The sequence below is a fragment of the Rickettsiales bacterium Ac37b genome, from assembly GCA_000746585.2.
In the GTDB taxonomy this organism is placed as follows: domain Bacteria; phylum Pseudomonadota; class Alphaproteobacteria; order Rickettsiales; family Arcanibacteraceae; genus Ac37b.
In genome coordinates this window covers 1,270,239-1,295,801 of the sequence record CP009217.2, presented here as the reverse complement: position 1 = coordinate 1,295,801, position 25,563 = coordinate 1,270,239, and the positions used below count along the sequence as shown (strand labels likewise).

Annotated in this window: 27 protein-coding genes; 18 read left to right on the top strand and 9 right to left on the bottom strand. The window is 30.2% G+C overall.

Annotation, left to right across the window (positions count from 1 at the left end; translation table 11 throughout):
* Positions 1–17: 17 nt before the first annotated feature.
* Genes dnaG through NOVO_06535 form a run of 4 tightly spaced genes read right to left on the bottom strand, consistent with a single transcriptional unit; the run spans position 18 to position 4,397 of the window.
* A complete protein-coding gene (gene dnaG / locus NOVO_06550; GenBank protein AIL65660.1) occupies positions 18–1,823 on the bottom strand; it encodes a DNA primase in 1,806 nt (601 codons plus the stop codon).
* Positions 1,824–1,827: 4 nt separating this feature from the next.
* On the bottom strand, positions 1,828–2,433 hold the full coding sequence (locus tag NOVO_06545) for a Cytidylyltransferase family protein (protein ID AIL65659.1): 606 nt from the start codon (positions 2,431–2,433) through the stop codon (positions 1,828–1,830).
* Positions 2,417–4,165 carry a hypothetical protein gene (locus NOVO_06540; GenBank protein AIL65658.1) on the bottom strand — a complete coding sequence of 583 codons (1,749 nt, stop codon included), beginning with the start codon at positions 4,163–4,165 and terminating at the stop codon, positions 2,417–2,419. Before NOVO_06540 ends, NOVO_06545 begins: the two co-directional genes overlap by 17 nt.
* Before the next feature lie 25 nt (positions 4,166–4,190).
* Entirely contained in the window at positions 4,191–4,397 is a 207-nt protein-coding gene (locus tag NOVO_06535; GenBank protein AIL65657.1) for a hypothetical protein, read from the bottom strand.
* 626 nt (positions 4,398–5,023) lie between these two features.
* On the opposite strand from NOVO_06535, the gene NOVO_06530 reads away from it, so the two are divergent.
* From NOVO_06530 to NOVO_06460, 15 genes are all read left to right on the top strand, one after another.
* Entirely contained in the window at positions 5,024–5,656 is a 633-nt protein-coding gene (locus NOVO_06530; GenBank protein AIL65656.1) for a hypothetical protein, read from the top strand.
* A 113-nt stretch (positions 5,657–5,769) separates the two neighbouring features.
* A complete protein-coding gene (gene cheA / locus NOVO_06525) occupies positions 5,770–8,376 on the top strand; it encodes a Chemotaxis protein CheA (protein ID AIL65655.1) in 2,607 nt (868 codons plus the stop codon).
* On the top strand, positions 8,369–8,860 hold the full coding sequence (locus NOVO_06520) for a Chemotaxis protein CheW (GenBank protein AIL65654.1): 492 nt from the start codon (positions 8,369–8,371) through the stop codon (positions 8,858–8,860). The genes cheA and NOVO_06520 overlap by 8 nt, the downstream gene beginning before the upstream one ends.
* A 28-nt stretch (positions 8,861–8,888) precedes the next feature.
* Positions 8,889–9,254: a Chemotaxis protein CheY gene (gene cheY_2, locus NOVO_06515; protein ID AIL65653.1), complete on the top strand. Its 366-nt coding sequence runs from the start codon at positions 8,889–8,891 to the stop codon at positions 9,252–9,254.
* A gap of 15 nt (positions 9,255–9,269) precedes the next feature.
* Positions 9,270–10,499 (top strand): Chemotaxis response regulator protein-glutamate methylesterase, encoded by a 1,230-nt coding sequence (gene cheB, locus NOVO_06510; GenBank protein AIL65652.1) that lies wholly within the window; start codon positions 9,270–9,272, stop codon positions 10,497–10,499.
* A 2-nt stretch (positions 10,500–10,501) separates the two neighbouring features.
* Positions 10,502–11,326: a Chemotaxis protein methyltransferase gene (cheR, locus tag NOVO_06505; GenBank protein AIL65651.1), complete on the top strand. Its 825-nt coding sequence runs from the start codon at positions 10,502–10,504 to the stop codon at positions 11,324–11,326.
* 11 nt (positions 11,327–11,337) lie between these two features.
* Positions 11,338–12,729: a Fumarate hydratase class II gene (gene fumC / locus NOVO_06500; protein AIL65650.1), complete on the top strand. Its 1,392-nt coding sequence runs from the start codon at positions 11,338–11,340 to the stop codon at positions 12,727–12,729.
* 77 nt (positions 12,730–12,806) lie between these two features.
* Complete coding sequence (gene virB8_2, locus NOVO_06495; GenBank protein ID AIL65649.1) at positions 12,807–13,496, top strand: Type IV secretion system protein virB8; 690 nt, start codon at positions 12,807–12,809, stop codon at positions 13,494–13,496.
* Positions 13,497–13,558: 62 nt separating this feature from the next.
* Complete coding sequence (gene virB9_2 / locus NOVO_06490) at positions 13,559–14,338, top strand: Type IV secretion system protein virB9 (protein AIL65648.1); 780 nt, start codon at positions 13,559–13,561, stop codon at positions 14,336–14,338.
* A 31-nt stretch (positions 14,339–14,369) separates the two neighbouring features.
* Positions 14,370–15,233 (top strand): 4-diphosphocytidyl-2-C-methyl-D-erythritol kinase, encoded by an 864-nt coding sequence (ispE, locus tag NOVO_06485; GenBank protein ID AIL65647.1) that lies wholly within the window; start codon positions 14,370–14,372, stop codon positions 15,231–15,233.
* Between the two features lie 21 nt (positions 15,234–15,254).
* Positions 15,255–15,803, top strand: coding sequence for an RDD family protein (locus NOVO_06480; protein ID AIL65646.1), 549 nt, complete (start codon positions 15,255–15,257; stop codon positions 15,801–15,803).
* Positions 15,804–16,087: 284 nt separating this feature from the next.
* A complete protein-coding gene (locus NOVO_06475) occupies positions 16,088–16,351 on the top strand; it encodes a hypothetical protein (protein AIL65645.1) in 264 nt (87 codons plus the stop codon).
* Between the two features lie 281 nt (positions 16,352–16,632).
* Positions 16,633–17,469, top strand: a complete 837-nt coding sequence (locus NOVO_06470) for a hypothetical protein (GenBank protein AIL65644.1) — start codon at positions 16,633–16,635, stop codon at positions 17,467–17,469.
* Between the two features lie 18 nt (positions 17,470–17,487).
* Positions 17,488–17,817: a hypothetical protein gene (locus tag NOVO_06465; protein AIL65643.1), complete on the top strand. Its 330-nt coding sequence runs from the start codon at positions 17,488–17,490 to the stop codon at positions 17,815–17,817.
* Positions 17,818–17,898: 81 nt separating this feature from the next.
* The gene (locus NOVO_06460; GenBank protein AIL65642.1) at positions 17,899–18,300 is read left to right on the top strand and encodes a hypothetical protein; all 402 of its coding nucleotides are present in this window, start codon (positions 17,899–17,901) and stop codon (positions 18,298–18,300) included.
* Positions 18,301–18,326: 26 nt separating this feature from the next.
* On the opposite strand, the gene erpA is transcribed toward NOVO_06460, so the two are convergent.
* From erpA to grpE, 3 genes are all read right to left on the bottom strand, one after another.
* Positions 18,327–18,662: an Iron-sulfur cluster insertion protein erpA gene (gene erpA, locus NOVO_06455; protein AIL65641.1), complete on the bottom strand. Its 336-nt coding sequence runs from the start codon at positions 18,660–18,662 to the stop codon at positions 18,327–18,329.
* A gap of 19 nt (positions 18,663–18,681) precedes the next feature.
* A complete protein-coding gene (gene kdsA, locus NOVO_06450) occupies positions 18,682–19,515 on the bottom strand; it encodes a 2-dehydro-3-deoxyphosphooctonate aldolase (GenBank protein ID AIL65640.1) in 834 nt (277 codons plus the stop codon).
* A gap of 98 nt (positions 19,516–19,613) precedes the next feature.
* Positions 19,614–20,207 (bottom strand): HSP-70 cofactor, encoded by a 594-nt coding sequence (gene grpE, locus NOVO_06445; protein AIL65639.1) that lies wholly within the window; start codon positions 20,205–20,207, stop codon positions 19,614–19,616.
* 180 nt (positions 20,208–20,387) lie between these two features.
* Between grpE and rph the strand changes: the two genes are divergently transcribed.
* Both rph and NOVO_06435 read left to right on the top strand, forming a co-directional pair.
* A complete protein-coding gene (gene rph, locus NOVO_06440; protein AIL65638.1) occupies positions 20,388–21,119 on the top strand; it encodes a Ribonuclease PH in 732 nt (243 codons plus the stop codon).
* Positions 21,100–21,705 carry a Non-canonical purine NTP pyrophosphatase gene (locus NOVO_06435; protein ID AIL65637.1) on the top strand — a complete coding sequence of 202 codons (606 nt, stop codon included), beginning with the start codon at positions 21,100–21,102 and terminating at the stop codon, positions 21,703–21,705. Before rph ends, NOVO_06435 begins: the two co-directional genes overlap by 20 nt.
* Before the next feature lie 575 nt (positions 21,706–22,280).
* Here the strand turns inward: NOVO_06435 and ycfH are convergent.
* Complete coding sequence (gene ycfH / locus NOVO_06430) at positions 22,281–23,069, bottom strand: putative deoxyribonuclease YcfH (GenBank protein AIL65636.1); 789 nt, start codon at positions 23,067–23,069, stop codon at positions 22,281–22,283.
* The gene (metG, locus tag NOVO_06425) at positions 23,059–24,609 is read right to left on the bottom strand and encodes a Methionine--tRNA ligase (GenBank protein AIL65635.1); all 1,551 of its coding nucleotides are present in this window, start codon (positions 24,607–24,609) and stop codon (positions 23,059–23,061) included. Before metG ends, ycfH begins: the two co-directional genes overlap by 11 nt.
* Positions 24,610–24,885: 276 nt before the next feature.
* On the opposite strand from metG, the gene NOVO_06420 reads away from it, so the two are divergent.
* Positions 24,886–25,527, top strand: coding sequence for a hypothetical protein (locus tag NOVO_06420; protein ID AIL65634.1), 642 nt, complete (start codon positions 24,886–24,888; stop codon positions 25,525–25,527).
* The last annotated feature ends 36 nt before the right edge of the window (positions 25,528–25,563 follow it).

Below are 25,563 nucleotides of genomic sequence, written 5' to 3'. Positions count from 1 at the left end.
ATTAATTTTTAAAACTACTAATAATCATTATGTTGCAAAGACTGCTCCATCTTATTCAGATGTTTTTTTGCATAAATTATTTGCGCTTTTAGCGCAGACGCTATCGATACAGAACTTTCAGTCATACATCTTAATACATCTTGGTATTCTTGTTCAAGTAAAGCAATATGGTATTTTTTTATATTATAATTCCACATATCTATACATGTATTAAAACCATTCACTATATAACTTATTGTTTTATAATGTCCATATAAAAAATTCATTTCATCATTATATGTGTTTTTTTCAAGGTAAGAGTGGAGAATTGTACTATCTATTATGTTTAATTCCTTACTATTTAAAATTAAAGTACGTAATTTATCAAGTTTTTCATCACCAAAATCCATGGAAATGAACTCTTCTTTTGCTTGATCGTTACTTAATATTTCAGGATATTTGACTGTAATTGCAACTAATAATTGCTGTAATAGCTGGATAGAAGATATATCTTGTACAGTATTCAATTTAATTCTATTTATTTGCTCCTGATTAATATCGACTTGTTTTATTTTACTTTTTTTAAAATATTCCCATAATTTATTTTTAAAATATTGTCTGTAATAATGTGCAACAGTATTATCTCGGATTTTGTTTACTATATTTTCTAAGTGCTTTTCTAATAAAGCACGTTGCTCCGGAATCAGAGCTGATGAAAGCTCTCTAATTGATTCTTGCCATATAAAATCTGAAAGTGTAATAGTAGATTCTAAGCTACGTAACATAGCGTCTTTACCATAATTCTTAATTAATTCATCAGGGTCCTTACCCATTGTTAATAACACAAAATCTACTGAATATCCTGGCTTTAATATAGGCATTATATTTTCTGCTACCCTTAACATTGCCTGCCTACCTGCTCTATCTCCATCCAAGCAAATCACAGGTACTTTGCTGTACTTCCAAAGATTGAGAATATGCTCTTTATTAATAGCAGTTCCTAAACTTGCAACAACTTCTTCTATACCAGCGATATTCATCGATATACAATCCATATATCCTTCTACCACTATAATTTTGCCTGATTTATTAGAAGCTTCTTTAGCAAAATTCAATCCATATAGAATTTCACTTTTTTTAAATACATCAGTTTCTGATGAATTCAAATATTTAGGCATCACTTCGTTACTAAGCGCACGTCCACCAAATCCTATTATACGGCCTTTATAATCACTAATGGGAAATATCAATCTATTTCTAAATCTACTATATATATCGTTATTACTGCCATGCACCATTAAACCAGCTTTAATCATCAGTTCATTACTAATGCCCTGACTTAATAAAAACTCTTTTAATTTATATGACTCACCTGGGGCATATCCTAATAAAAACTTTTTAATATATGTAGTATTTATATTTCTATGCTGTAAATATGAATATGCCTCTTTGCCAACAGTAGAAAATAATTGATTTTGAAAATAATTACATGCAAGTTGTAAAGCTTGATATAAGTCTTTAGTATAATTGTGATATTCTAATTGTGATTTATTATATTCTATACTGAAGCCAGCTTCTTCTGCTAGAGAGGTAATCACTTCTACAAAATTTAAATTAGATGTATCACCAATAAATTTAATAACATCACCATGCGCCCCACACCCAAAACAATGATAAAAATTCTTTTCATCATTCACCGTAAAAGAAGGTGTTTTCTCAGAATGAAAAGGACACAAACCTAAATATTCATTTCCTTTACGAGATAATTTAACTTTTCTGGATATAATTTCAGATAATCTAAAACGCTCACGTATTTTTTCTATAAAACTTTCTGAAAAATACACAACATTACCTAACTAATAGTTCAAATATAATTGCAATGGTTAAAGGTATAGATAAATTATCATCAATTTTAAAGCCTTTAGAAAAAAATTCAACAAAGGTTGCCCCAAATACCGCTATAGTACCATATAAGATAAAATCTAAATTTTCATTAAACATTTTGCTAATTATAAATACTATGGTTATCCCGGAAAAGAAAAAAGTTAAACTACCTTCTAAAGTTTTATTACCAAGCCTAATACGACCAAAATATTTACCTACTAACGCTGCTAAACTATCTGATATTACTAGTATTGATAAAGATGTAATCGCAATAACCTTTGGAAACAAACCAATAACTAATACAGAAGCGATCATCATAAAACTCGCACCAGTTAGGCTTCTCGCTTCTGAGATACGCGCAAATTTAGCAAAATATCTATATAGTATAAATTGTAATTTATCATTAAAGTGTCTAGCTAAATCCACTACTAATACCAATATTGTAAGTACCATAATCACAGGAAACATTTCTTCTTTACTAAAAAAGTAATAAGATATAGGTACTATAATAAAAGATAAATGTAAAATTTTACGTAATATTTCAGAAGTCACGCTATGTTGTTCTACCATATATATTTCCTGATCTTTCTCTATTAATTAAAGAAGTATAATTTTCCCCTTTATGAACATATTTTTCATCATAAATAATTTGTTTTATTGTTTTACGAGTATATGTTCCTAGTTTTTTTTCATCCTCTGTAAGATTATAGTATTTTTCTTTATTATTACTAACATTTTCATATATTTCTTGTAATATTTTTATTCCATCTTGTAATGTTGCTTCTGTAGTTTGAAATTTTTGTATATATTTAGGCACTTTCCCTTTTACATATGCATGTTTTACGTAATTATGTAATATTTTATATTCTGAATGAATAGTATCTCTTGCAACATATACATCTTTGCCTACTATCTCCATGGCATTATTACGTTTAATTTCTAGCTTTAACTTGTCACCTAATTCCCCTCTTATATAAGATAAAGCTTTCCTAGGATCCAAGCTCAACATAGAAATCTTTTGATCTCCATAATATACAGATGTAATAATATCACCCTTACGTAAACCTACTTTTTCAGCAGGACATCCCTTAAATACTTCATTAATCTTAAAACCTTTATTTTTATGGAAGTCCCCTAAAACACCTATACCAACATATATCTTTGCTATACCATTAATATTTTTATTTTCTCCTAATTCTTCTGCCAATTTTATTTGTAAGTAATGTGTATATTCTACAAAATCATCAAATTTAATTGAATATTTTTGTATAAGCTTATTAAAGTTACTTTGACCTATAAGTTTACACCATTCTTTTGCCTTAGCTTTATTTATATCAATTTCATTACTATATTGCTTTGAGAACAGAGTATATAAACATGCAGCTTGTCTACACATAGCTATAATTAACCTCAGATCCTCATTATTACTAATTTTCTCCTTGATAATTTGCTCTCTTTTTATACCTTCTTGACGAATTTCTGCCGTTGATTTAGAAAGTAACGCAAATCTTTGAGCCTTAAGGTATATACCTAATTCTTCAAGAATACTTATATCCACCTTTAAAGGCTTACCACGCACAATACCCACTATCTCTAGAAATTTATTTAATCTGTCTTGATCATTTCTAGCTAATATTTGAGTGCTGCTATAATATTTATCAAGTGAGCATCTTATTCTGTCAAGAAAATCAATAGTCTCTTCATCTTGATTTATAAATAAATTTCCTAACTCTTCCTTAAGTAGTTCGTCTTCAACTTCGGCACATATTCTACTTAATTCCATAACCTGCTTTCTTTGATCTATATTAAGTTCTAGATTACTATTTAAATTATATGTTGGTTTTGATTTGTTAGTAAATTGAGTTTCCTCAAAATCCTTACCTAACATACTAATATGCTTTGCTCTTAGCACTACTTCACCAGGATTCTCTACGTTTAAATCTGAATTACAAATATAACGCCTTAAATTTTCACAAAGATAAGGACCACAAGCTACAGTTCCAACTGGTTGTGCCCATATTTGAGAAAAGTTTTGGAATTTTATCACACCTTCATTGTCAGGATCTAAGATATTATTAAGAATATCCTTTATTTCAGTTGATATAGAGACACTTTTGTCCAAAGGATCTATATATGTTATTACATATTCGGTTGTGCTATTCTGTTGTTCTATTACTATTCCAGTCCAATGGTTACCTTCTATATTAAGAACACATATTAATTTCCCAGGGAAAAAACCTGCATCAGACTTCATTTTACTCAATAAAATATCTTTTAATAAAGTAACCTTAATTGCAGGCAAATGATGTATTTTTACTCCTATTACACTAGCTTCTGCTATAATAGTAAGAGATTAACTTACTAATATCTTCATCTTCATATTGATATTGTACATTAATTCTATCGGACGCCACGCCAAAATTTTTATTTACTCTAGCCAATAATTCTATTGATTCATCTGATTTATCCAATTTTTTATAACCAAATCCTGGAATATTTATACATAAATTCTTAATAATTTGACTAAATCCCATCTGACTACACCTCTTAAGATAATAATTTATTAATATTTTTTCATATCTTATATGAAAAAATTATAATACACTACGCTTACATTATACGAGACTACAAAATGTGTTGCATTCTTATATAGTTTTTTCAGTTGTAGTTGAGACAAGGAGCGATAGAGCGAAACGTAGAAATAGTAGGAAAGCTTTGAGCTATAGCAAAGGCAATTTAAAATAATAGAAGGCGTGAGGCGCGAAGCATAGAAATACTACATGAGCAACGAACAACAAAGTAACATTTAAATTGCCACAGCTATAACTGCGTACCGGATTCAAACCAATTTACTATATCAGTGAAAACAGTTGATCATTGATTCCTTAGAGCGATAAACAAAACTTATAAACAGTAGGATAATACAGCACTAACTAAGTATACTAGTTCAAATATTTTCACTATAGTGTTTTTAAAAACTAGTATAATATAATATTGAAGCTTAAATTTAGAAATATGAACAAATTTTTGCTCTTTTACTATTAACTAAAATAGCAAAAACTAGAAAATTATTTAGAACTTATAATATAAAATGTTAATGTTTTATTAATAACCATAATATATTTTCAATTAGCATAATAATAAAAATGGTATACAAGATATGTTAAATGATTTAGAAACAACTGAATTACTGGTTGCAAAAATGTGCCATGATTTATCAGGACCTATAGGCGCAATACACAATGGTTTTGAATTCTTTCAAGAAGAAAACCAGTCCATGCGAGAAAGAGCTGTAAAATTAATAGAAACTAGCACCTACCAAGCTGTAATACGCTTACAATTTTTTAGGCAACTATATGGAATTAGCCCTAGTATAGGAGAAGCTAATTTAGGTGAATTACGCATGCTTGCCAAAAACTTTTTTGCTGAGCAAAAAGTAAAAATTATATGGACAGATGAAAATATGACAATACCTGGTATTATCATAAATCATAAATTTGCTAAAGCTATCTTAAATCTCATACATATTACAGGCCTTATGTTAATCCGTGGAGGTACTATTTCAATTCATTTAGAAAAACTATCCAATGGCAAAAAAGCTAGTATAATTGGCGAAGGAGAAACATTAAAATGTGATACTACTGCAATACAAATTCTACAAAATAATTTTGCAGATGTAACTATAAATACTAAAAATATCAATGTCTATTTACTGAGTAAACTAATACAATCTACCAATACTAATTTAACAATAGCTTTAGGCGAAAGACGTATCTCTTTTGAAATAGAATAGTATCTATTATATTATATAAGCTTCTTATATTTAATATACTAATTATTAATATAATCTTAACTCGTATGAATTAGAATTTTTATATGGTATGTATATATTGATTACTACAGAATATGGATGAATTAATTAAAGACTTTATTATTGAGGTTACTGAAGGGCTTTCTCAACTTGATTCTGAATTAGTCAAACTTGAATCTAATCCAAATGACGAAGAATTACTTAGAAATATATTTCGTATCATTCATACGATTAAAGGTACATGTGGTTTTCTCAATCTACCCAAATTAGAATCTATTACACATGCCACTGAAAATGTACTAAGCAAATTACGTGACAAAGTAATCGAGGCAAATAAGAATGTTATTAGCACTATTTTAGAAGCTGTAGATTGCATAAAAACAATTATGACCCATATAGAATCAACCGGTACCGAATCAGATTATGATATCAAGCCACTAGTATTAAAACTCAATTCCTTAATTAATAATTCTATTCCTCTAACTAATATACAAGAAGAAAAATCTTTACAATCTAACACTAATATCCAAAACTCTTCTAAAACATTACCTACCTCTGTTGCGCTAGAGATAGATGATGCTATTATGCATGGTTTAAAGGTTACAGAAGAAGTAATAGAACCCACACATCGCGCTGGTTATGCTTCCATACGAGTCAATTTAAACTTACTAGAAAATATCATGCAAACAGTCAGTGAATTAGTATTAACCAGGAATCAACTTTTACAATTAACTAGGGCTAATCAAGAAAATTTTTTTTCTACTCCAATACAAAGATTAGATATACTGACCTCAGAACTACAAGACAAAGTCATGAAAACTCGTATGCAACCTATCAGTAACGCCTGGGTACAGTTTCCAAGAATGGTTAGAGATTTATCGTTAGAATTAAATAAAAAAATCCATTTAAAAATGCTTGGTGGAGAGACTGAATTAGACCGTCAACTTATTGAAGCTATCAAAGACCCATTAATACATATGGTACGTAATGCAGCAAGCCACGGTATAGAAGATCCTGGCATAAGGCTACACAACCATAAACCCGAGCATGGCACTATTACCCTAAATGCATATCATCAAGGAGGACACATAGTTATTGAAGTATCTGATGACGGCAAAGGCCTAGATATAGACAAAATTAAAGCCAAAATTCTACAAAACTCCTTACTTACTGAATCAGAAATGAATTCTTTAACAGAACAACAAATTAGTAAATATATCTTTCGCCCAGGATTTTCTACTGCAGAAAATGTTACTTCTGTTTCGGGACGTGGTGTAGGCATGGATGTAGTAAAATCCAATATATCCAGCATTAATGGTACAATTTCACTTCAATATGTTAAAGGAGAAGGCTCAAAATTTATAATTAAAATACCTTTAACATTAGCTATAATTCCTATATTAATCATTGAATGCTCTAATGAAAAATTTGGTATTCCCCAAATTAATATTATAGAAATAGTCAGAGCAGGTCCAAAATTAGAACATAAAATAGAATATATAAATAATAAGCAAGTATTGAGACTACGTCAGGCTATTTTACCATTACTTCTATTATCAGATATATTACATCTTCCACAGCAGATCAGTGACACTGTTTTTATAGTTATATGCGAGGTAGGCGGATATAATTTTGGTGTTATTGTTAATAAAATACACGGTACCGAAGAAATTGTAGTTAAACCTATGGTACCTATGCTTAGATCATTATCAATCTATTTTGGTGCTACTTTACTTGGGGACGGTAATGTTATTATGATTATAGATCCTAATGGTTTAGCAAAATTACTTGATAACCTTGATATCAATGATCACAATCAATCTTTAGATGATCAAGAGCTACAAAATAATGAAGAAGATTCTTCCATCACAAGCTTTTTATTATTTAAAGATTTTAATGACTTACAGAAAGCAGTCCCTATTGAATTTATTACAAGGCTAGAAGAAATAGACGTAACCCAAATTACATATTCCGGTAATAGACCTTTAATTCCATATAATAATGAATTAATGTATTTGGCACAATTAGATTCATATCATACAATACCAAATTCAGGAGAACAACCAGTAATAGTATTTAGTACCCAGGATAAAATAATGGGCTTAATTACAAAAGAAATTATAGATATAATAACTCATCCCATGCCACAATTTACACCTGTCATTCAAGATCCTAATCATAATATACTAGGTACCCTAATCATTAAAGGCATAACTACAGATTTAATTGATGTATCCAAATATTTTTATCAAATATTCGGACAAGAATATAATGCACCTGTATATAATAGAAGCTCCGAAGAAAAGAAATTACTTAATATCCTTTTAGTAGACAACAGTCCCTTCTTTAGAAAATTTATTGTGTCTATTCTAACACATCACGGTTATAAAGTAACATCTGTAGATCATCCCTCAAAAGCACTAGAGTTATTATCAACTGAAAATAAATTTGGTTTAATAATAATAGATTCTAATACCTTTGAATTTTCTGACGAAAGTCTTCCGATAGCATATAAAAACTTTGCACAAATTAATCATGCACCTGTTATAATATTATCATCTACACATGTAAGTAACCTATCTTTTATGCAACAAGATAACAATATAAAAACTTGTATTTATAAAACTAATCATACACAATTACTGAAATTTATTGAAGATACTATAACTAATAAATCACTACTTGAAGCAAAACATGAATAACAACTTTTTAAATTCCATTCAAAACAATGATCTTGATATCAAAAACTCAGATAATGAACAAAAATTCGTTATCATTAACATCAGTGGACAATTATTTGGTATATCCGTACATGTAGTAAGGGATGTTTTATCAACCCATAAAATCACTAATATACCTTTATCTCCTCCAGAAGTTCTAGGATCCTTAAATTTAAGAGGACGAATTGTAACTGTTATAGATATAAGAACGATTTTAAATATTCAATCGTGTGTGAATCAAAATTATTTTATGAGTGTAGTAGTGGAGCATAATGGAGAATTATACAGTTTAATTGTAGATTATGTAAACAGCGTAGCAAATCTACCTAAAACAGAATTTATTGATAATCCTAAAAATTTGGAGCCCAAATGGCAAGAATTTTCTCAAGGGGTTTATCCTAGTACTAAAGAATTAATAGTAATTCTCGATATAAATAAATTACTAAATTCTATTACTAAAAATTAGTATTAAATTAATAGAAGTAGAGGAAAAAATGAAATCTTGTATGATTGTAGATGATTCTAAAGTGGTAAGAAAATTTGCAAGGCGCATAGTAGAAGAATTAGGTTTTTCAGTAAGCGAAGCTGGGGATGGACAAGAAGCATTATCAGAATGCGAAAAAAATCTCCCTGATGTAATATTGCTAGATTGGAATATGCCAAATGTAGACGGTTTACAATTTTTAAATTTATTTAGAAAGCATCAGAAATGGTCACATGTAATTGTTATTTTTTGTACTACCGAAAATGAATTACCTAAAATCAAAGAAGCTTTAGGAGCAGGAGCAAATGAATACATTATGAAACCTTTTGATTTAGAAGTAGTAAAGAATAAATTTATTCAAACTGGTGTACTTTAAGTTGGTATAAATCACATGCAACATAAAAATACTATTAAAGTGATGGTTGTAGATGATTCTTTATTTATTAGAGGCTCTATTATAAAAATTTTACAAACTCATCCAGAAATAGAAGTAGTAACAACTGCCAATAGTGGAGAAGCGGCGCTCGCATATATAAAACGTTTTAAAGTTGAAGTATTATTATTAGATATTGAAATGCCTGATATAGATGGTATTACTTTACTACCAAAATTACTAAATATAGATCCTTATTTAAGAATTATTATGGTTTCTAGCCTAACTAAACAATATGCCCCTATTACAATACAAGCTCTATCAATGGGCGCAGCAGATTATATAGAAAAGCCTTCTTCACTTAACAATGGTTCTATAGAAATATTTAAAGAACAATTATTAACCAAAATTAAAAAATATGCCCCTATTACAATACAAGCTCTATCAATGGGCGCAGCAGATTATATAGAAAAGCCTTCTTCACTTAACAATGGTTCTATAGAAATATTTAAAGAACAATTATTAACCAAAATTAAAATTTTAGGGTACTCTGTAAAACATATAGCCAAAACAATACCTGCTATTTCTATAGCCCAAGAAGAGGTTATAGAGAATAAAACTCTAGACATTCCAACTATAAAACATATTCGTAATATACCTAAAGCTATAGCAATTGCTAGCTCTACTGGAGGGCCACAAGCTCTACAAATCCTATTCTCAAACTTTGTTAAAAGCAATATTTTGCATTTAATACCTATTTTTATAACCCAACATATGCCCCCAACTTTTACTAGTTTTTTAGCTACTCATTTAAGCAATACAACTCAACTACCCTGCATAGAAGTTAATGATACGAATATAGTTAGACCTGGCACTATCTATTTAGCTCCTGGAAATTTTCATATGGTTGCACATAAAATATCTGAAGAAATACGTGTAGCTATAAATCAAGATCCTCCTAAGAATTATTGCCGTCCTTCAGCAGACTTAATGATTGATTCTCTTGTTGATATATATGGGGCAAGTTTATTATTAATAATACTAACCGGCATGGGTAAAGATGGTTTAGATGGGGCTACTAAATTAGTACAAAAGGGTGGGCAAGTAATTGTACAAGATGAAAAAAGCAGCATTGTATGGGGTATGCCAGGAGCAGTGGTAAATGCTGGCCTTTGTAGCACTATACTATCTATTAATGATATGGCAAGCTATATAACAACTATATTCAATAGTAAGGGGTTTTATTAACAATGGACTTATCAACAGAAGATTTTGATTTTATTACAAAATTAATAAAAAAACGTTCTGGTATAGCTTTATCTGAAGATAAAAAATATCTTGTGGATTCAAGACTATTAAACATAGTACGTAATTTAAATTTTAGTAACTTACATGATTTAATAAATAAAATTCGTATAAACAAGGATGAAGGATTAATTACAGAGGTAATTAATGCTATTACAACCAATGAAACTTCTTTTTTCCGCGATATAAAACCCTTTGAACAAATACAAACTATAGTCATCCCTAGGCTAATTTCAATGAATCCGGAGAAAAAACTTTTTCGTATTTGGAGTGCTGCTTGCTCTACTGGACAAGAGCCCTACTCTGTGGCTATGAACATAATTGAAAATAAAACCTTATCTTCCTATAAATTTGAAATTATTGCAACTGATATCTCAACTACAGTACTGGAAAAAGCCAAGGCAGGTACATATAGTCAATTTGAGGTACAACGTGGACTTCCTATTACCCTTCTTATTAAATATTTTAATCAAAATGGTGATTCTTGGATTTTAGATGAAAAGATACGTTCTATGGTAACGTTTAAACACCTTAATCTTTTAGAAGATTCTTCTAGCTTAGGTATGTTTGATATTATTTTATGTAGAAATACTTTAATATATTTTGAGACCGAGACTAGAAATACTGTCTTAACTATGATAAGTAAACAGTTAAATCGAAATGGTGTACTAATTTTAGGCTCTACTGAAAATACCTTAGGGTTAGAGCAAAATTTTGTACCTCTTAAGGAGACTGTAGCAATGTTTACACTAAACGATACAATAAAATAAAGGAGAAAAAGGTGAATAATAAATTTCGCACAGAAACTGATTATTTTGGCCCTATAGATGTGCCAACTGAATCTTATTGGGGAGCTCAAACAGAACGTTCTTTACATAATTTTAAAATTGGCCAAGAAAGGATGCCTAAAGCTTTAATTCATGCTTTTGCTTTACTAAAAAAAGCTGCTGCAGAAATTAATATAGAATTAGGTTTATTAGATAAGAAGGTAGGTACTGCTATCGGACAAGCTGCTGACGAAATCCTAAAAGATCAATTAATAGATCAATTTCCTTTAGTAATATGGCAAACAGGTTCTGGTACCCAAACTAATATGAATTTGAATGAAGTAATAGCAAACCGTTCTATTGAAATTTTAGGTGGAGCTTTAGGATCAAAAACTCCAGTACACCCAAATGATCATGTAAATATGGGGCAATCTTCTAATGATTCTTTTCCAACAGCAATGCATATTGCAACTATTCTTGAAATTCATAATAAATTATTGCCAGCAATTAAAAAATTACATACTTCTATTACAAATAAAGTGAAAGAATTTAATCACATCGTTAAAATTGGCAGAACACATCTTCAAGATGCTACCCCTATTACGCTAGGTCAAGAATTTTCTGGATATGCAACACAATTAGAATATGGTATAGAGCGTATTAATACTTCTTTAACTAGATTATATTATTTAGCTCAAGGCGGTACAGCTGTAGGCACAGGACTTAATGCACATCCAGAATTTGCCAAAAAATTTGCTGAAAAAATATCAAACTTTACTAATTTGCCCTTTATAACTGCTCCTAACAAATTTGAAGCACTAGCAACAAACGATGCTATGGCAGAAATTTCTGGATGTTTAAATGTGCTAGCCGTAAGTTTAATGAAAATTGCTAATGATATAAGATGGCTTGGTTCTGGGCCACGCTGTGGACTTGGAGAATTACATTTACCTGAAAATGAGCCAGGATCTTCCATCATGCCTGGCAAAATTAACCCTACACAATGTGAAGCTTTAACTCAAGTATGCGTACAAATAATGGGCAATCATACTACTATTACAATAGCTTGTTCTCAAGGTAATTTTGAGCTGAATGTATTTAAGCCAGTAATTATATATAATGTGTTGCAATCTATACAATTACTCAGTGATGCTACTATTAGTTTTACTGATAATTGTATTAATGGTATTGCGGCAAATATTGATAATATTAATTCAGCTTTACATCATTCTTTAATGCTAGTTACTGCACTTAATCCTCATATAGGATATGATAATGCAGCTAAGATCGCAAAGAAAGCTCATTTAGAAAACATTTCTCTGAAAGAGTCAGCAATTGCTCTTGGTTTATTAACAGACCATGAGTTTGATGAATGGGTAAAACCAGAAAAAATGGTGGGAAATTAGTATATTAATGTAATTCTTAAATATTTCTTAACTATTTAGGTAGAGCATTTATAGTAGAATAATTATTGGTTTATATTATGGATGAAATTAATAAATCTCTGCTAAATAATCTTAAAAGTGGCCAATATTACCATGATGGAAGATTGTGGTATATGCGTAAGTACATATACCCAATCCTTGAAAGATCTCTATTAACTTTTTTATTTGCAATAATAGCAGTTACGTTTTTACTTATTAGCTATGCAATATATACTCAATTACCTCTTAAAAAAATTGTTCCAATCCTAGTCAAAATTCAAAATCTTACAGAAGATATCTCAGTTATACATAGTATAGAATATCCAAATGAATCCACTAGTATCTCTTTAGCAAAATATTTAGCATCTAAATATATTATATGGCGTGAATCCTATTCTTATGCAGATATTGATACTCAAATTAATAAAATTAAAAATAATTCCACGAAATTTGTCTTTAAACAATTTTACAATAGTTTAAGTTTAGAAAATGCTAATAGTCCTGTCTTACTTTATCAGCAATATATAACTCGTTCTATAAATATAGAATCTGTTGCAGTATCAAATCAAGCCCAAAGTATAATTGTTAAATTTAGCGCAACAATTAAAGATACCAATAGCGGATCAGAAGAAAAATCTTTATGGTTAGCTAATATTTCGTATGATATGAGTGATATTGAACTAATAATGAAAAAAAATGCACCATTAAACTTTCTAGTCACTGATTATAATGTACAAGAAATAAAGTAATATATATAATGTGAAAGTTAACTAGGTATAACTTGTGATTAAAAAAGGTATATGAGTTTGATATGATAAAGTCAGTTTTATCTCTATTAAGTGTATGTTTAGTCTTTCTAATTACTGCTATACCTGCTTATGCAATTAGAGAAGCTAAACCTATGGCCATTGATAGTAGAATTAAAGTTATGGTCTACAACCCTGATGATATTTTCAAGTATGTAGGTTATTATGGTTATCAAGGAAATATAGAATTTTCTGAAAGCGAGGTTGTGGATAATATCTCGCTAGGCGATACGATAGCATGGCAGATTGTGCCTTCAGGTAAACGTATTTTTCTAAAACCTATGGAACCAGATGCTACTACTAATATGACTGTTATTACTAACAAAAGAGTATATTATTTTGAATTGCATGCCAAAAGTGCTGAAGATATTGAAGATCCAGAAATAGCGTTTAATATAAGATTTTTATATCCAGATGAAAGCGGAGGAGAAGTTGTAAGGCATTTTTCAGTTTCTGCTGAACCAGATTTAAGCGAGCCAGAAAAATATAATTTTAATTATACCATTAGCGGCAGTAATAATATTTCTCCTCTTAAAATCTTTGATGATAGGGATTTTACTTATTTTCAATTTAGGGAAAAAAACACGGAAATTCCAGCATTCTTTATAGTGGATCCTGAAGGTAATGAATCTATAGTAAATTATCGGGTTTCTGGTAAATATATAGTTGTAGAACGTGTTGCTAATCGTTTTACGTTGCGTCTTGGTAATGATGTATTATGCGTCTTTAATGAATCAATGCCATTTGATTTATCAAGTAAAAAAAACAAGAAAAATAAAAAATAGTAAAACTCTTAAAAAATTTTAATATTTTTTTATGACAAATACCCTAAAAGCTAAAGCAAAAATTAATCTTTTTTTGCATGTTACTTCTCGTACCGAAAATAATTATCATAATTTAGAAAGCATAGTAGCTTTTGCAAATGATATATATGACATTATCTCTATCAAATCTTCTAACTCTTTATATTTAACCATGGATGGACCATTTTCAAGTAGTCTTTCTGCAACTGACAATTTAATATTAAAAGCTGCATTTTGCTTACAAAATTATACCAATACTTCTTACGGTGCACATATACATTTAACAAAAAATATACCTGTAGCTGCTGGGCTAGGTGGAGGATCGTCTGATGCTGCCGCTGTGTTAAAGCTATTAAATAATTTTTGGAAGCTTGATATAACAGATTTTACTTTATATAACATATGTGCCAAGTTAGGTTCTGATATTCCAATATGCTATTATGGTAAATATTCTTATTTTTCAGGAAAAGGAGAAATTATTACGCCTATAGAAACTACTTGCCCAAAGATTTATGCTTTATTAATTAATCCACTTATAGCTACTTCAACTCAAGCGGTTTTTTACAATTTAAGAGAAGAGGAATTTTCAAAGCCTTTTTCAAACCGGCCCCAATCTTTTCTACATCTTCTAGAATTAATTGAGTTTTTAAAAATTCAAAAAAATGATTTAGAGAAAAGCGCAATTAGGCTGGTACCAGAAATAAATGATATTATTAACGTGTTAAATTCTCAAAATGGTTGTATACTAAGCAGAATGTCTGGGAGTGGCGCTACATGTTTTGGTTTATTTACTTCACTAGAAGAGGCAAAACATGCTTTAACAACCATACAAAAACATCACGGTAATTGGTGGAGTGATGTTACATTATTAACCTAGAGAAGGTATTATAGGTATTATATGTATAATAAACAAATTAAGTACGCTGGATTAAGGGGACGTCTTACCGCAAGCTTAATAGACATGACTATTGTTCTTCTCTTATCGATGCCTGTAATTAAATTATTAGACTTTATGTTATATGGTCATAATACTCCTAAGGTTATGATGGAAGAAGTGATAAAAGATATGGAGCAACATCATGATGCGGCCAATCTTTCTCCTATGCATCAATTTTTTACTGATCCAAAAGTATATGATTTCTTTATTACGCATCATGGGTTAGAAAAGTTTATTATTAGTAATATAATTCAGCTGATATTATTTATGATTATTGTAATAATATGCTGGATAAAATATCAAGCTACTCCTGGTAAAATGTTACTATCTTTTAAAATTGTTGATGCTACCACTTTAGATAAACCTAATAAAAAACAATTATTTATAAGATTTTTGGGATATTTTTTATCTTTTATACCACTCTTACTTGGATTTACAGCGATAATTTTTTCTAAAAAAAAGCAAGGATGGCATGATAAATTGGCTAATACTTTAGTTATTAAAAAATAAATAAGCAAAGCTATAGTAAATACAGTTGAGTATTGATATTTAGCGTAATTGAAGCAAAACCTACAAATAGCAGGAGAGCGAAGAACTTAGGCGTACGCAAATTCAAATGTTTTTACTATATTCTTTACTTATATGATTAGCTCTCTTATTACCTTTCAAATTAAACTTAATAAATCTCATCCCATTTATCCATAGGTCAGTTTAAAATTAGATAAATTATTAAAAATATATTAATTATATTTAATATTTCTTTTCATAAATTATTTTAACTAAGGAGTAAAGGTATGCACCATCAAAATCCTGCTTTACAAGCAAAATATCCCTATCATAAAATTATGGGAGTTTATAAAATAAACGAAGAAATAACTGTATTGAAAGTTGAAGGAAGGGAGTGCCCAGCAAATACTGTATATGTAGGACCCTCAGGCGGGTATGCACATCACTATGAATATGTGAATGGAAAACTCGTTACTAATGAATATTCTTCTGTTGTTGAATCTCTGTGTGAGATAGTAGGCTATTGCAAAGATAACAGTTGCGAAAACTAAGAAATTTAAAATAGTTTTCTTATATGAGGAAACTATTTTATCATAACTTGGATCATAAATGCTCGGGTTAAATTAATAAAATATTGATACCTTTAGATTGGCTAGTATAGCCGAAAATGAGTAAAAATCCTTTTTTCTTCTGCAAAATACTATACTTCCATTTAATTTTTTCATTAAAATATTTACTATTAAGAAATAATAAATACAATAATTTTTAATTAATAATTAATTATATAATGCCATATTAATAATATGTAATAATTTTATTATGAATATATATCATGAAAGAATTTATCCAAAAAACAGGGATTCAAACTGCACAATATATACATTCTAAACTAGTACAAGCTCCAGATAGAATGTTTTCTATGGGAAGAGCCATATTAAAAAGTGAGATTGATTCGGCTAAAAGCTATAAAGGTGCAATGAAAACCGCAATCAAAGGTGGGACTGTAGCAGGTATTGTATACGGTACATTTCAAGGCATGAAAGGCCGCATTCAAGATAAAGAGACCGCGACGCAACAAAAACCCGTTGAACAAGCCATGAGTTTTTCTCCAGAGGATGCTAAAGCTCTTGAAACAGCCATAGATAAGGCAGTACCCTCAGTAAAAGTAGCTTTCCAACGTTTTACAGATGATACTTCAAAAGCTGCAAATGAAGTAATAACTAAATGGCAACAAAAGATTGAAAAATCTGATCCTAAAAAAGTTGGACAGAGTGAGGGTGTAAGAGTTGATAAATCGCCTATTACTACTGGTATAATAGCTGGTGTAACTCATATTACAGATAATAAATATGTTGCAGCTATTCCCTCCATTGCCATTGATGCTCTTTTTAGCAGTGTCCCGCAGTTTTTAGCTGGTACAGCATTTCGTGCTTCCAGCAATATAACCGAAGTAGCTGTAAGACATGGTCCTGAGGTTGTTCAACAAGTAGGAAGTATGGCTATAGAAGCCTATCAGAAAGTTTCTAAAGAAAGCAAACATATGCAAGACGTCATAAGAGATAATAAACAAGATCTCAAAGCTGTGCATGATACTATAGAAAATACTAAATCTAAAGAACCTATTACAAAATCTACTAAAGGCCATGAAAAAGATGGCCCCGCCATATAATTATAATAGGAGGGGATAATGACTGCGGAACTCTATAACCAAATTGATGAGATGATAAATAAGGTAATTAAAGCATGTCCATTAAATGAATCGAATTTAGGTAATAAACTTATTATTGCCACTTTACCAAATGAAATTGATGGTAAAGGATTTAATCAAACTCTTGATGAACTAAATAATATGTCGAAAACACATCCACGGTATACCAATCTTGTAGCTGAACTAAAAGATGTCATGTATACAATGCGAGATATCCATACTAAATATCCTGAAACCGAACAATTCACTTCTTTACATATAGCAGAGAATATTGCATCAGTCCAAGGTAGGAAAATGATGAATAGATAATCTTCTTTATTAATATATACTTTTTCTTTATTTTATGATATTAATTAATTTTAAATTAATTAATATCATAGGAAATTAGTTGTGCCTAAACATGAAATTCAGAATAGAGAAACAATTACACAATCCGAAACTCTGGAAGTACAAAAACAACATAAACCTATTCGAGATTGTTTTCAAATCTCTCCTGAACTGATAGGTAAGATATTAACTTCTACTCTACCAAAGGAAGTAAATGATCAAACCTTTAGCAAGACTAAAAAAATTATCGATGAGCACATAAAAACAAAGGGCTATAATCAACCATCCTCCCCTTGTTCTCAAGTGATTTTTGCTATGGAGAACCTAAGAAAGCTTCATTCCGAAAATAATAATGCAATAAAGCATACGAAAAACGTGATCCAAGATATTATCAATAAGAAGAATAATTCGAGCGAATCTTCGTCTGATAAAACTGCTAGAAATACCAGTTCTAAAGCTTTATAGTATAACGTAAGAACATAAATTTATAACTATATAGAAAACGAACTACCACAGCCACAACGTGCCGAACTATTAGGATTTTTTATTTCAAAATAACTACTTCCCAAGGTTTCTACAAAATCTAATATAGAACCTTGCATAAAGCTATTTAAGGATGTTTCATCTATCACTACTAAAGCACCATCTTTTTGAAATATCACATCATTTTGATTACTTTTAACATCAAAACCCAAATTATATTTAAAACCTGAACATCCACCACCAATAACTTCTATACGAAATTTTGCATTAGGTTCTTCTAATTGCAGGAGCTTAACAATTTGCTTAGCCGCATTCTCTGTGATAAGAAATTTTTCTGTACTCATATAGGCCTCAGATAATTATTTAAGGCAACTGTTTTGCTAATTTATCAAATTCTATAAGCTGCTTCATCAGCAGAGGCAGCTCATTTAATTTCACCATACATGGACCATCACTTGGTGCATTATCTGGATCTTGATGAGTTTCCAAAAATACAGCAGCAATCCCAACAGCAGTTGCAGCTTTAGCAAGTGTAGAGACAAAATGCCTCTGTCCACCACTGGCTTGTCCCATACCTCCTGGTTGTTGTACAGAATGTGTAGCATCAAAGACAACAGGCATACCAGTTTCTCCCATGATTGGTAATGACCTCATATCAGATACCAAGGTATTATAGCCAAAACTTACACCTCTTTCAGTAAGTAATATATTGTCATTTCCAAAGGAGATCATTTTTTCTACTATATTTTTCATATCCCACGGCGCTAAAAACTGCCCCTTTTTAATATTAATAACTTTATTAGTTTGAGCAGCAGCTTTTAGAAGATCTGTTTGTCTACATAAGAAAGCAGGTATTTGCAGCACATCAACTACTTCACCTATAACTTTACACTGATCTTCATTATGCACATCGGTTAAAACAGGACAGCCATATTTATTTTTTATGGCTTCAAAAATAGGTAAAGATTTTTCTAGACCTATCCCTCGTTTACCACTAACACTAGTTCTATTTGCCTTATCAAAAGAAGATTTATAAATAAAATTAATAGATAATTTGGATGCCATACTCACCAATGCATCAGCCATTTCTAAAGCATGTGATTCTGATTCAAGTTGGCAAGGACCCGCTATTAAAACTAGCGGTAAATTATTACCTATACTAAAATTATTTAGTTTAATATGTTTATGAATTACCATATATTTTCCTGTTTTTTTAGGCATCACTTAGATCATATTAATTACATTAGCATATTTATTCTTAAATACCAGCTTCATGTTATCAATTATGCAGCGCCTTATTTAGAAACTGCTACCATAGCAGGACGCAATAACCTATCTTTCAAAGTATACCCAGCTTGCATAATTTGTGTTACCAAACCAGATTCTAATTCTTGATCTTCTACATGTGCTACAGCTTGATGTATATTATGGTCAAATTTCTCACCGCGAGCTGGTACTATGCGCTTTAATCCATGTTTTTCAAAAACTGATATAAATTCTTTTTGGGTAATTTCTACGCCTTCTATAACTGCTTTTAATTCTGGAGTGAATGCTACATCACTACTTGATGCAAATTCAGTAGCACGATATAAATTTTCCATAACGTTAATTAAATCTCTAGCAAAATTAGTAATTGCAAATTTAGAAGCTTCTTCATATTGCTTTTCAGCTCTACGACGTACATTTTCAGTTTCAGCTACAGCTCTTAAAAGTTGATCTTTAAGTAAGGTGATTTCTTTTTCAAAATTCTGTATTACCTCTTGGTCTTGCTGCTTTATATTTTCTGAAAATTCTCCATTTTTGCTTTCTGCAGATTTTGGATTTTCTTCTAAAATTTTAGTTTCATTTAATTCATTATTTGGCATTTCATCATCGTTTTTTGATTCCATAATTCCCCGAGACTTATATTTAAATCACAATTCTATAGCAAAGGCTAAAATAGTTCTAGGCTCGATGCACTAATTTGGCAATATTTAAATTGCCTTGGCTATAATTTATTACTAGTAATTTATGTATTATAATGATAATTTTCAAGCCTTGAGTAAAAAAAACTAATAAATGGATTAAATATGCGTCTTTCAGGCCGGTTAGCAACCGAAATACGTTCAGCAAGTATAGAACCAAATTTTTATAACCATGCAGAAGGTTCATGTCTCATTAAAATGGGTAATACTCATGTAATATGCTCTGCTTCGTTAGATGAAACTATACCTCCCTTTTTACGTGGTAAGAATAAAGGATGGGTTACTGCTGAATATAGTATGCTGCCACGCTCTACCCTATCTAGAACTAAAAGAGAAGCTGTACTTGGGAAACAATCTGGTAGAACGCAAGAAATACAGCGTTTGATTGGACGGGCTCTGAGATCGGTTGTAAAATTAGAACAACTTGGAGAACGGCAAATTATTGTAGATTGTGATGTAGTACAAGCAGATGGAGGTACTAGAACTGCGTGTATAACTGGAGGTTATGTGGCTTTATACCTAGCTCTAAAAAAAATGCATAATATGAAATTAATACGCTCCATACCCATTACTGAAGAAATTGCAGCTATTTCATGCGGCGTGCATTCTGGAGAAGCAATTACCGATTTAGATTATCAAGAAGACAGCAATGCCGATGTAGATGCTAATTTTGTTATGACAGCTTCTGGGCAGTTGGTAGAAATTCAAGGCACAGCTGAAAATCACCCATTTACTGAAGAAACTTTTTATAAAATGCTGGCTCTAGCAAAAGATTCTATTGCACAATTAATTCATATTCAAAGAGATGCTATCAATAATGGTATTAAACATAAATAAAGATTTATTAATAGCCACCAGTAATCATGATAAAGTCAAAGAATTTACCTCATTATTATCCCAATTTCATTTGCAAACAAAATCTTTACAGGATTTTGAACCTATTCCTTCACCTGAAGAAAACGGTACTACTTTTGCCGACAATGCTAATATAAAAGCAATATATTATAGTAATAAATATAATATAATGACTCTTGCTGATGATTCAGGATTATGTATAGATGAACTGGATGGTTTTCCAGGCATATTATCTGCACGCTTTGCTGAAGAACAGAATGGATTTAGTAATGCAATAAATAAAATACAATTTTTACTAAATTTACAAGGTAAAACTACTAGTAAAGCGCATTTTATATGTGCTTTATCTTTAAGATTTCCCAAGGGCCATATAGAAAATTTTACTGGCAAAGTAACGGGCACTCTTACTTTTCCTCCTAGAGGTAATAATGGATTTGGATATGACCCGATTTTTGTACCTTTAGGGTATAATTCTACTTTTGCCGAAATGGCCCAAACAGAAAAAAACACCCTAAGTCACCGAAATCTTGCCGTACAAGCATTAATAACTTTTTTATCAATAAATTAAGTTGTATTTGGGACTAAGCTAAGAATAAAACGAAGCCTAGTACACTATTCAACTTCTTTTACTATAGGATATAATATGTTTTTCACTTCTCCAAATAGGACGAAGTCATGAAAAACCATAAATTCTCCGCGGTTGAGAGAAATCAAATAATTAAATTTCTTATATTTTTATTATTTTTTAATTAAAAAATAAAAATTTTTGAAAAAATTAAACAAAGGTACTTCCATAGATCAAAAATTATATATACCATGATAAGTATCAGTAATCGTTTAAAGAATAGGTCAGTACTTAAGGAGTAATGTCCTTAAGAAGAATTTACGAAGGATGACGATTAAAAAATTAATATTAACTGTAGCCAAAAATGCAGTTATAATTTTTTAGCGTGAGTCCTGAGTTTATAGGGTCCTAAAAATCTTTAAATGTAATAAGCTGACAAAAATATTTAGACGATTATTGATACTTTAAGTTTAAATATAAAAAATAAAAAAAGAAAAATAAAAGAGGATAAAATGACCTAAATTAATAATAAAGAATAATTGATTATTTACGCTGTAGTAGCTATATCAAGAATCTTTTTAATTTTCAATTGGCAATTGTACTTTATCAAATAATTTTAAAAAATTATCTGTAGTGTGTTTTACTATTTCTGCATACGGTATGCAAAATAAGTCTGCTAAAAATTCAGCTGTATTATGTACAAATGAAGGTTCATTCCTTTTGCCACGGTAAGGTACTGGAGCTAAATATGGTGCATCTGTTTCTAAAAGTAGGCTAGATAAAGGTAAAGTTTTTACAATTTCTCTTAAATTATTAGCATTTTTAAAAGTAATAATACCAGAAATAGATATATATAATCCCATTTCTATAGCTTTATGTGCTAGATTTTCACCAGTACTAAAGCAATGTATCAAGCCTTTAAATTCATCTTTTTTCATTTCATCTTCGAGCACATCAATAGTTTCTTGATCAGCCTCTCGGGTATGAATTATTATAGGTAAATTACTTATTCTTGCCGCTTGTATATGGTTACGAAAAGACTCTATCTGATTTTTCTTCGAATCTTGTTCGTAGTAAAAATCTAAACCAGTTTCACCTATTCCGATTACCTTATTATGCTTTGTATAATCTAAAAGCTGCTCTGCAGAGATTACCTTCTGCTTTTTAACATTATTAGGATGAATCCCTACCGAAGCGTAAATATTATCATATTTCTCAGCAATCAAAAGTAATTCGGGCATTTCATCAATATTGGTACATATGGTTTGCATTAAACCAACATTCACTTCCTTTGCTCTCTCAAGTATCAAGTTAAAATCACTTGCAAACTCAGGAAAATTCAAGTGACAGTGTGAATCAACTAGCATTCTGTTTAGCTCCATAACGTGCAAATATTATTTCAGGTTGTCGTATTGTTTTACCAACTTGTAAAGCATTTTCACTGCTTAATTCTTTAAAAGTACGTTTGTTAGTATCTACTGATAACTGATCTAATATTTTATTAGCTGCATCTGGGATAAATGGCTGCAATAAAATTGCTATATAACGTATAGTTTCAGCCAGTATATACAATGTTTGTTGCATCTTTGGAACATCAGTTTTAGCTAGATTCCACGGCGCAGCTATATCTATATAAATATTTGCTGCATTAGATAATTTTATTATTATCTCAATTGCATCATTAAATTGCTGATTACGCATATATTGCTCGATAATAGGAAAGGCATTAACAGCCTGCTGTAACAAAGAAATATTGCTATAAAGATCTGTAGTATTGGTAAGCTCTTGGTCGACAAAATTTGGTATTTGCCCTGCACAATTTTTATAAATCATAGTTAAAGTACGCTGAACCAAATTACCAATATTATTTGATAATTCACTATTTATACGGTTTATCAGTGCACTACTAGAATAATTACCATCACTACCAAAAGCTATTTCTCTCATTAAAAAATAACGAGTTTGATCTAAACCATATTCCTCCACTAATGTTATAGGCGCAATTACATTACCTAAGGATTTTGACATTTTTTCTCCTTCAATAGTCCACCATCCATGAGCTACTATCTTTTTGGGCAAAGGTAATTCCGCAGCCATTAGGAATGCTGGCCAATATACCGCATGAAATCTTAAAATATCCTTACCTACCATATGAATATCAGCTGGCCAATAGTTTTGAAATGTTTCAGAATTTGTGTTTGGATAATCAACTGCAGAAATATAATTACTAAGAGCATCTAACCATACATATATTATATGTTTTTCATCTCCAGGTACTGGTATACCCCATTTAAAGCTAGTACGTGATATAGATAAATCTATAAGTCCTGATTTTACAAAGCTTACCACTTCATTATATCTACTTACGGGTTGTATACAATCTGGATTTTTCTTATAATAAGCCAGTAATTTTTCTGACCATTTGGAAAGATTAAAAAAATAACTTGGTTCTTCTACCCATTCAACAGGAGCACCAGTGGGCGCTTTGCCATCAATTAGCTCCGCTTCACTATAGAAAGCCTCATCTCGTACTGAATACCAACCACTATATTTACCCAGATAAATATGCCCCTCTTCTTGCAATTTTTTCCACAAAGCTTGTACAGCATTTATATGATTAGTATCTGTGGTACGTATAAAACCATCATTACTTAAATTTAGCAATTCGCTTAACTCATAAAATTTTTGTGATACTGTATTTACAAATTCTTTAGGAGTTACCTTAGCATTTAAAGCAGATTTTTCTACTTTCTGACCATGTTCATCTGTGCCAGTCATAAATTTCACCTGCATACCACATAAACGCATAAATCTTGCTAAAACATCACATGCTAAACTTGTATAAGCATGGCCTACATGGGGAGCATCATTTACATAATAAATTGGCGTGGTAATATAATAGTGCATACTTAAGTTCCAATAGCTTATAATTATATATAGTAAATTAAGTTGTATTTGAGGCTAGGAGCGATAAGCAAAGCCTACAAATAGTCCTACTCAGACAAAAAAGTGTAAGATAGCAAAAGCAATACACTATTTATCCTTATACCTCAATTAAAAATTCGTTATCAAATGCAATATTTTATAATGAAAATAGTCTAAATAATCTCTTTACAAAAATTCCAAAATATGGGAAAAGTTATTATATTTTATAAATTAGAATAATATTGTTAAAGAGGTGATGTGTCTGATATTTTTACAGAAATTGATCAAGAACTCAAACAAGAGAAGCTTATAAAGGTTATATCTAAATACGCGCCTTACGCAATAATTGCCATTATTATCATTTTAATACTTGCAATATCTAAAATTGCATGGTCAAATTATAATGTTAATCTCCAAGAAAAAGCCGGAGATATATTTAATACTACGATGACTTTAAATAAAACAGATGATCGTCTAGTCAAAGAATCTTTGAATTATTTAATCAGCCTTAATCAAAAAAATATTTTTTCTACTTTAGCTACCTTTAATAAAGCTTCTTTAGAAATAGGAAAAGATAACAAAAAAGAAGCATTACAATTATATCACAACATATATAATAGTAAAAATACGGATTTAACTTTCAGGCAGTTAGCGGGGCTTCTATATGTAGTTAACTCTACAAACCTAACAGAAAAGGAAATAAATGACTACTTTACATCTTTAAATAATATTAAAGGTCCATTTAATGATTTAATTAAATTAGAGAATGCCCTATTTTTACTAGATAGAGATAATAAAAGTGCAGCAATTGATATTTTAGAAAAATTAAAAGATGATCAAAAATCTTATTTTGTTTATAAAAGGGCAGAAGAGATATTAACAGTCATATCCCAAAATTAATAATGTGCAAACTTGAAGCATAGATATAGGTAGATA

Coding starts and splice junctions, on each gene's coding strand:
- NOVO_06535 (AIL65657.1), bottom strand. CDS start 4,397: ATGGGATTTAGTCAAATTATTAAGAATTTATGTATAAATATTCCAGGA.
- cheY_2 (AIL65653.1), top strand. CDS start 8,889: ATGAAATCTTGTATGATTGTAGATGATTCTAAAGTGGTAAGAAAATTT.
- grpE (AIL65639.1), bottom strand. CDS start 20,207: ATGGAATCAAAAAACGATGATGAAATGCCAAATAATGAATTAAATGAA.
- cheA (AIL65655.1), top strand. CDS start 5,770: ATGGATGAATTAATTAAAGACTTTATTATTGAGGTTACTGAAGGGCTT.
- virB9_2 (AIL65648.1), top strand. CDS start 13,559: ATGATAAAGTCAGTTTTATCTCTATTAAGTGTATGTTTAGTCTTTCTA.
- NOVO_06470 (AIL65644.1), top strand. CDS start 16,633: ATGAAAGAATTTATCCAAAAAACAGGGATTCAAACTGCACAATATATA.
- NOVO_06465 (AIL65643.1), top strand. CDS start 17,488: ATGACTGCGGAACTCTATAACCAAATTGATGAGATGATAAATAAGGTA.
- NOVO_06530 (AIL65656.1), top strand. CDS start 5,024: ATGTTAAATGATTTAGAAACAACTGAATTACTGGTTGCAAAAATGTGC.
- NOVO_06545 (AIL65659.1), bottom strand. CDS start 2,433: ATGGTAGAACAACATAGCGTGACTTCTGAAATATTACGTAAAATTTTA.
- kdsA (AIL65640.1), bottom strand. CDS start 19,515: ATGGTAATTCATAAACATATTAAACTAAATAATTTTAGTATAGGTAAT.
- metG (AIL65635.1), bottom strand. CDS start 24,609: ATGCACTATTATATTACCACGCCAATTTATTATGTAAATGATGCTCCC.
- ispE (AIL65647.1), top strand. CDS start 14,370: ATGACAAATACCCTAAAAGCTAAAGCAAAAATTAATCTTTTTTTGCAT.
- NOVO_06520 (AIL65654.1), top strand. CDS start 8,369: ATGAATAACAACTTTTTAAATTCCATTCAAAACAATGATCTTGATATC.
- NOVO_06435 (AIL65637.1), top strand. CDS start 21,100: ATGGTATTAAACATAAATAAAGATTTATTAATAGCCACCAGTAATCAT.
- ycfH (AIL65636.1), bottom strand. CDS start 23,069: ATGCTAGTTGATTCACACTGTCACTTGAATTTTCCTGAGTTTGCAAGT.
- cheR (AIL65651.1), top strand. CDS start 10,502: ATGGACTTATCAACAGAAGATTTTGATTTTATTACAAAATTAATAAAA.
- NOVO_06480 (AIL65646.1), top strand. CDS start 15,255: ATGTATAATAAACAAATTAAGTACGCTGGATTAAGGGGACGTCTTACC.
- virB8_2 (AIL65649.1), top strand. CDS start 12,807: ATGGATGAAATTAATAAATCTCTGCTAAATAATCTTAAAAGTGGCCAA.
- cheB (AIL65652.1), top strand. CDS start 9,270: ATGCAACATAAAAATACTATTAAAGTGATGGTTGTAGATGATTCTTTA.
- erpA (AIL65641.1), bottom strand. CDS start 18,662: ATGAGTACAGAAAAATTTCTTATCACAGAGAATGCGGCTAAGCAAATT.
- rph (AIL65638.1), top strand. CDS start 20,388: ATGCGTCTTTCAGGCCGGTTAGCAACCGAAATACGTTCAGCAAGTATA.
- NOVO_06475 (AIL65645.1), top strand. CDS start 16,088: ATGCACCATCAAAATCCTGCTTTACAAGCAAAATATCCCTATCATAAA.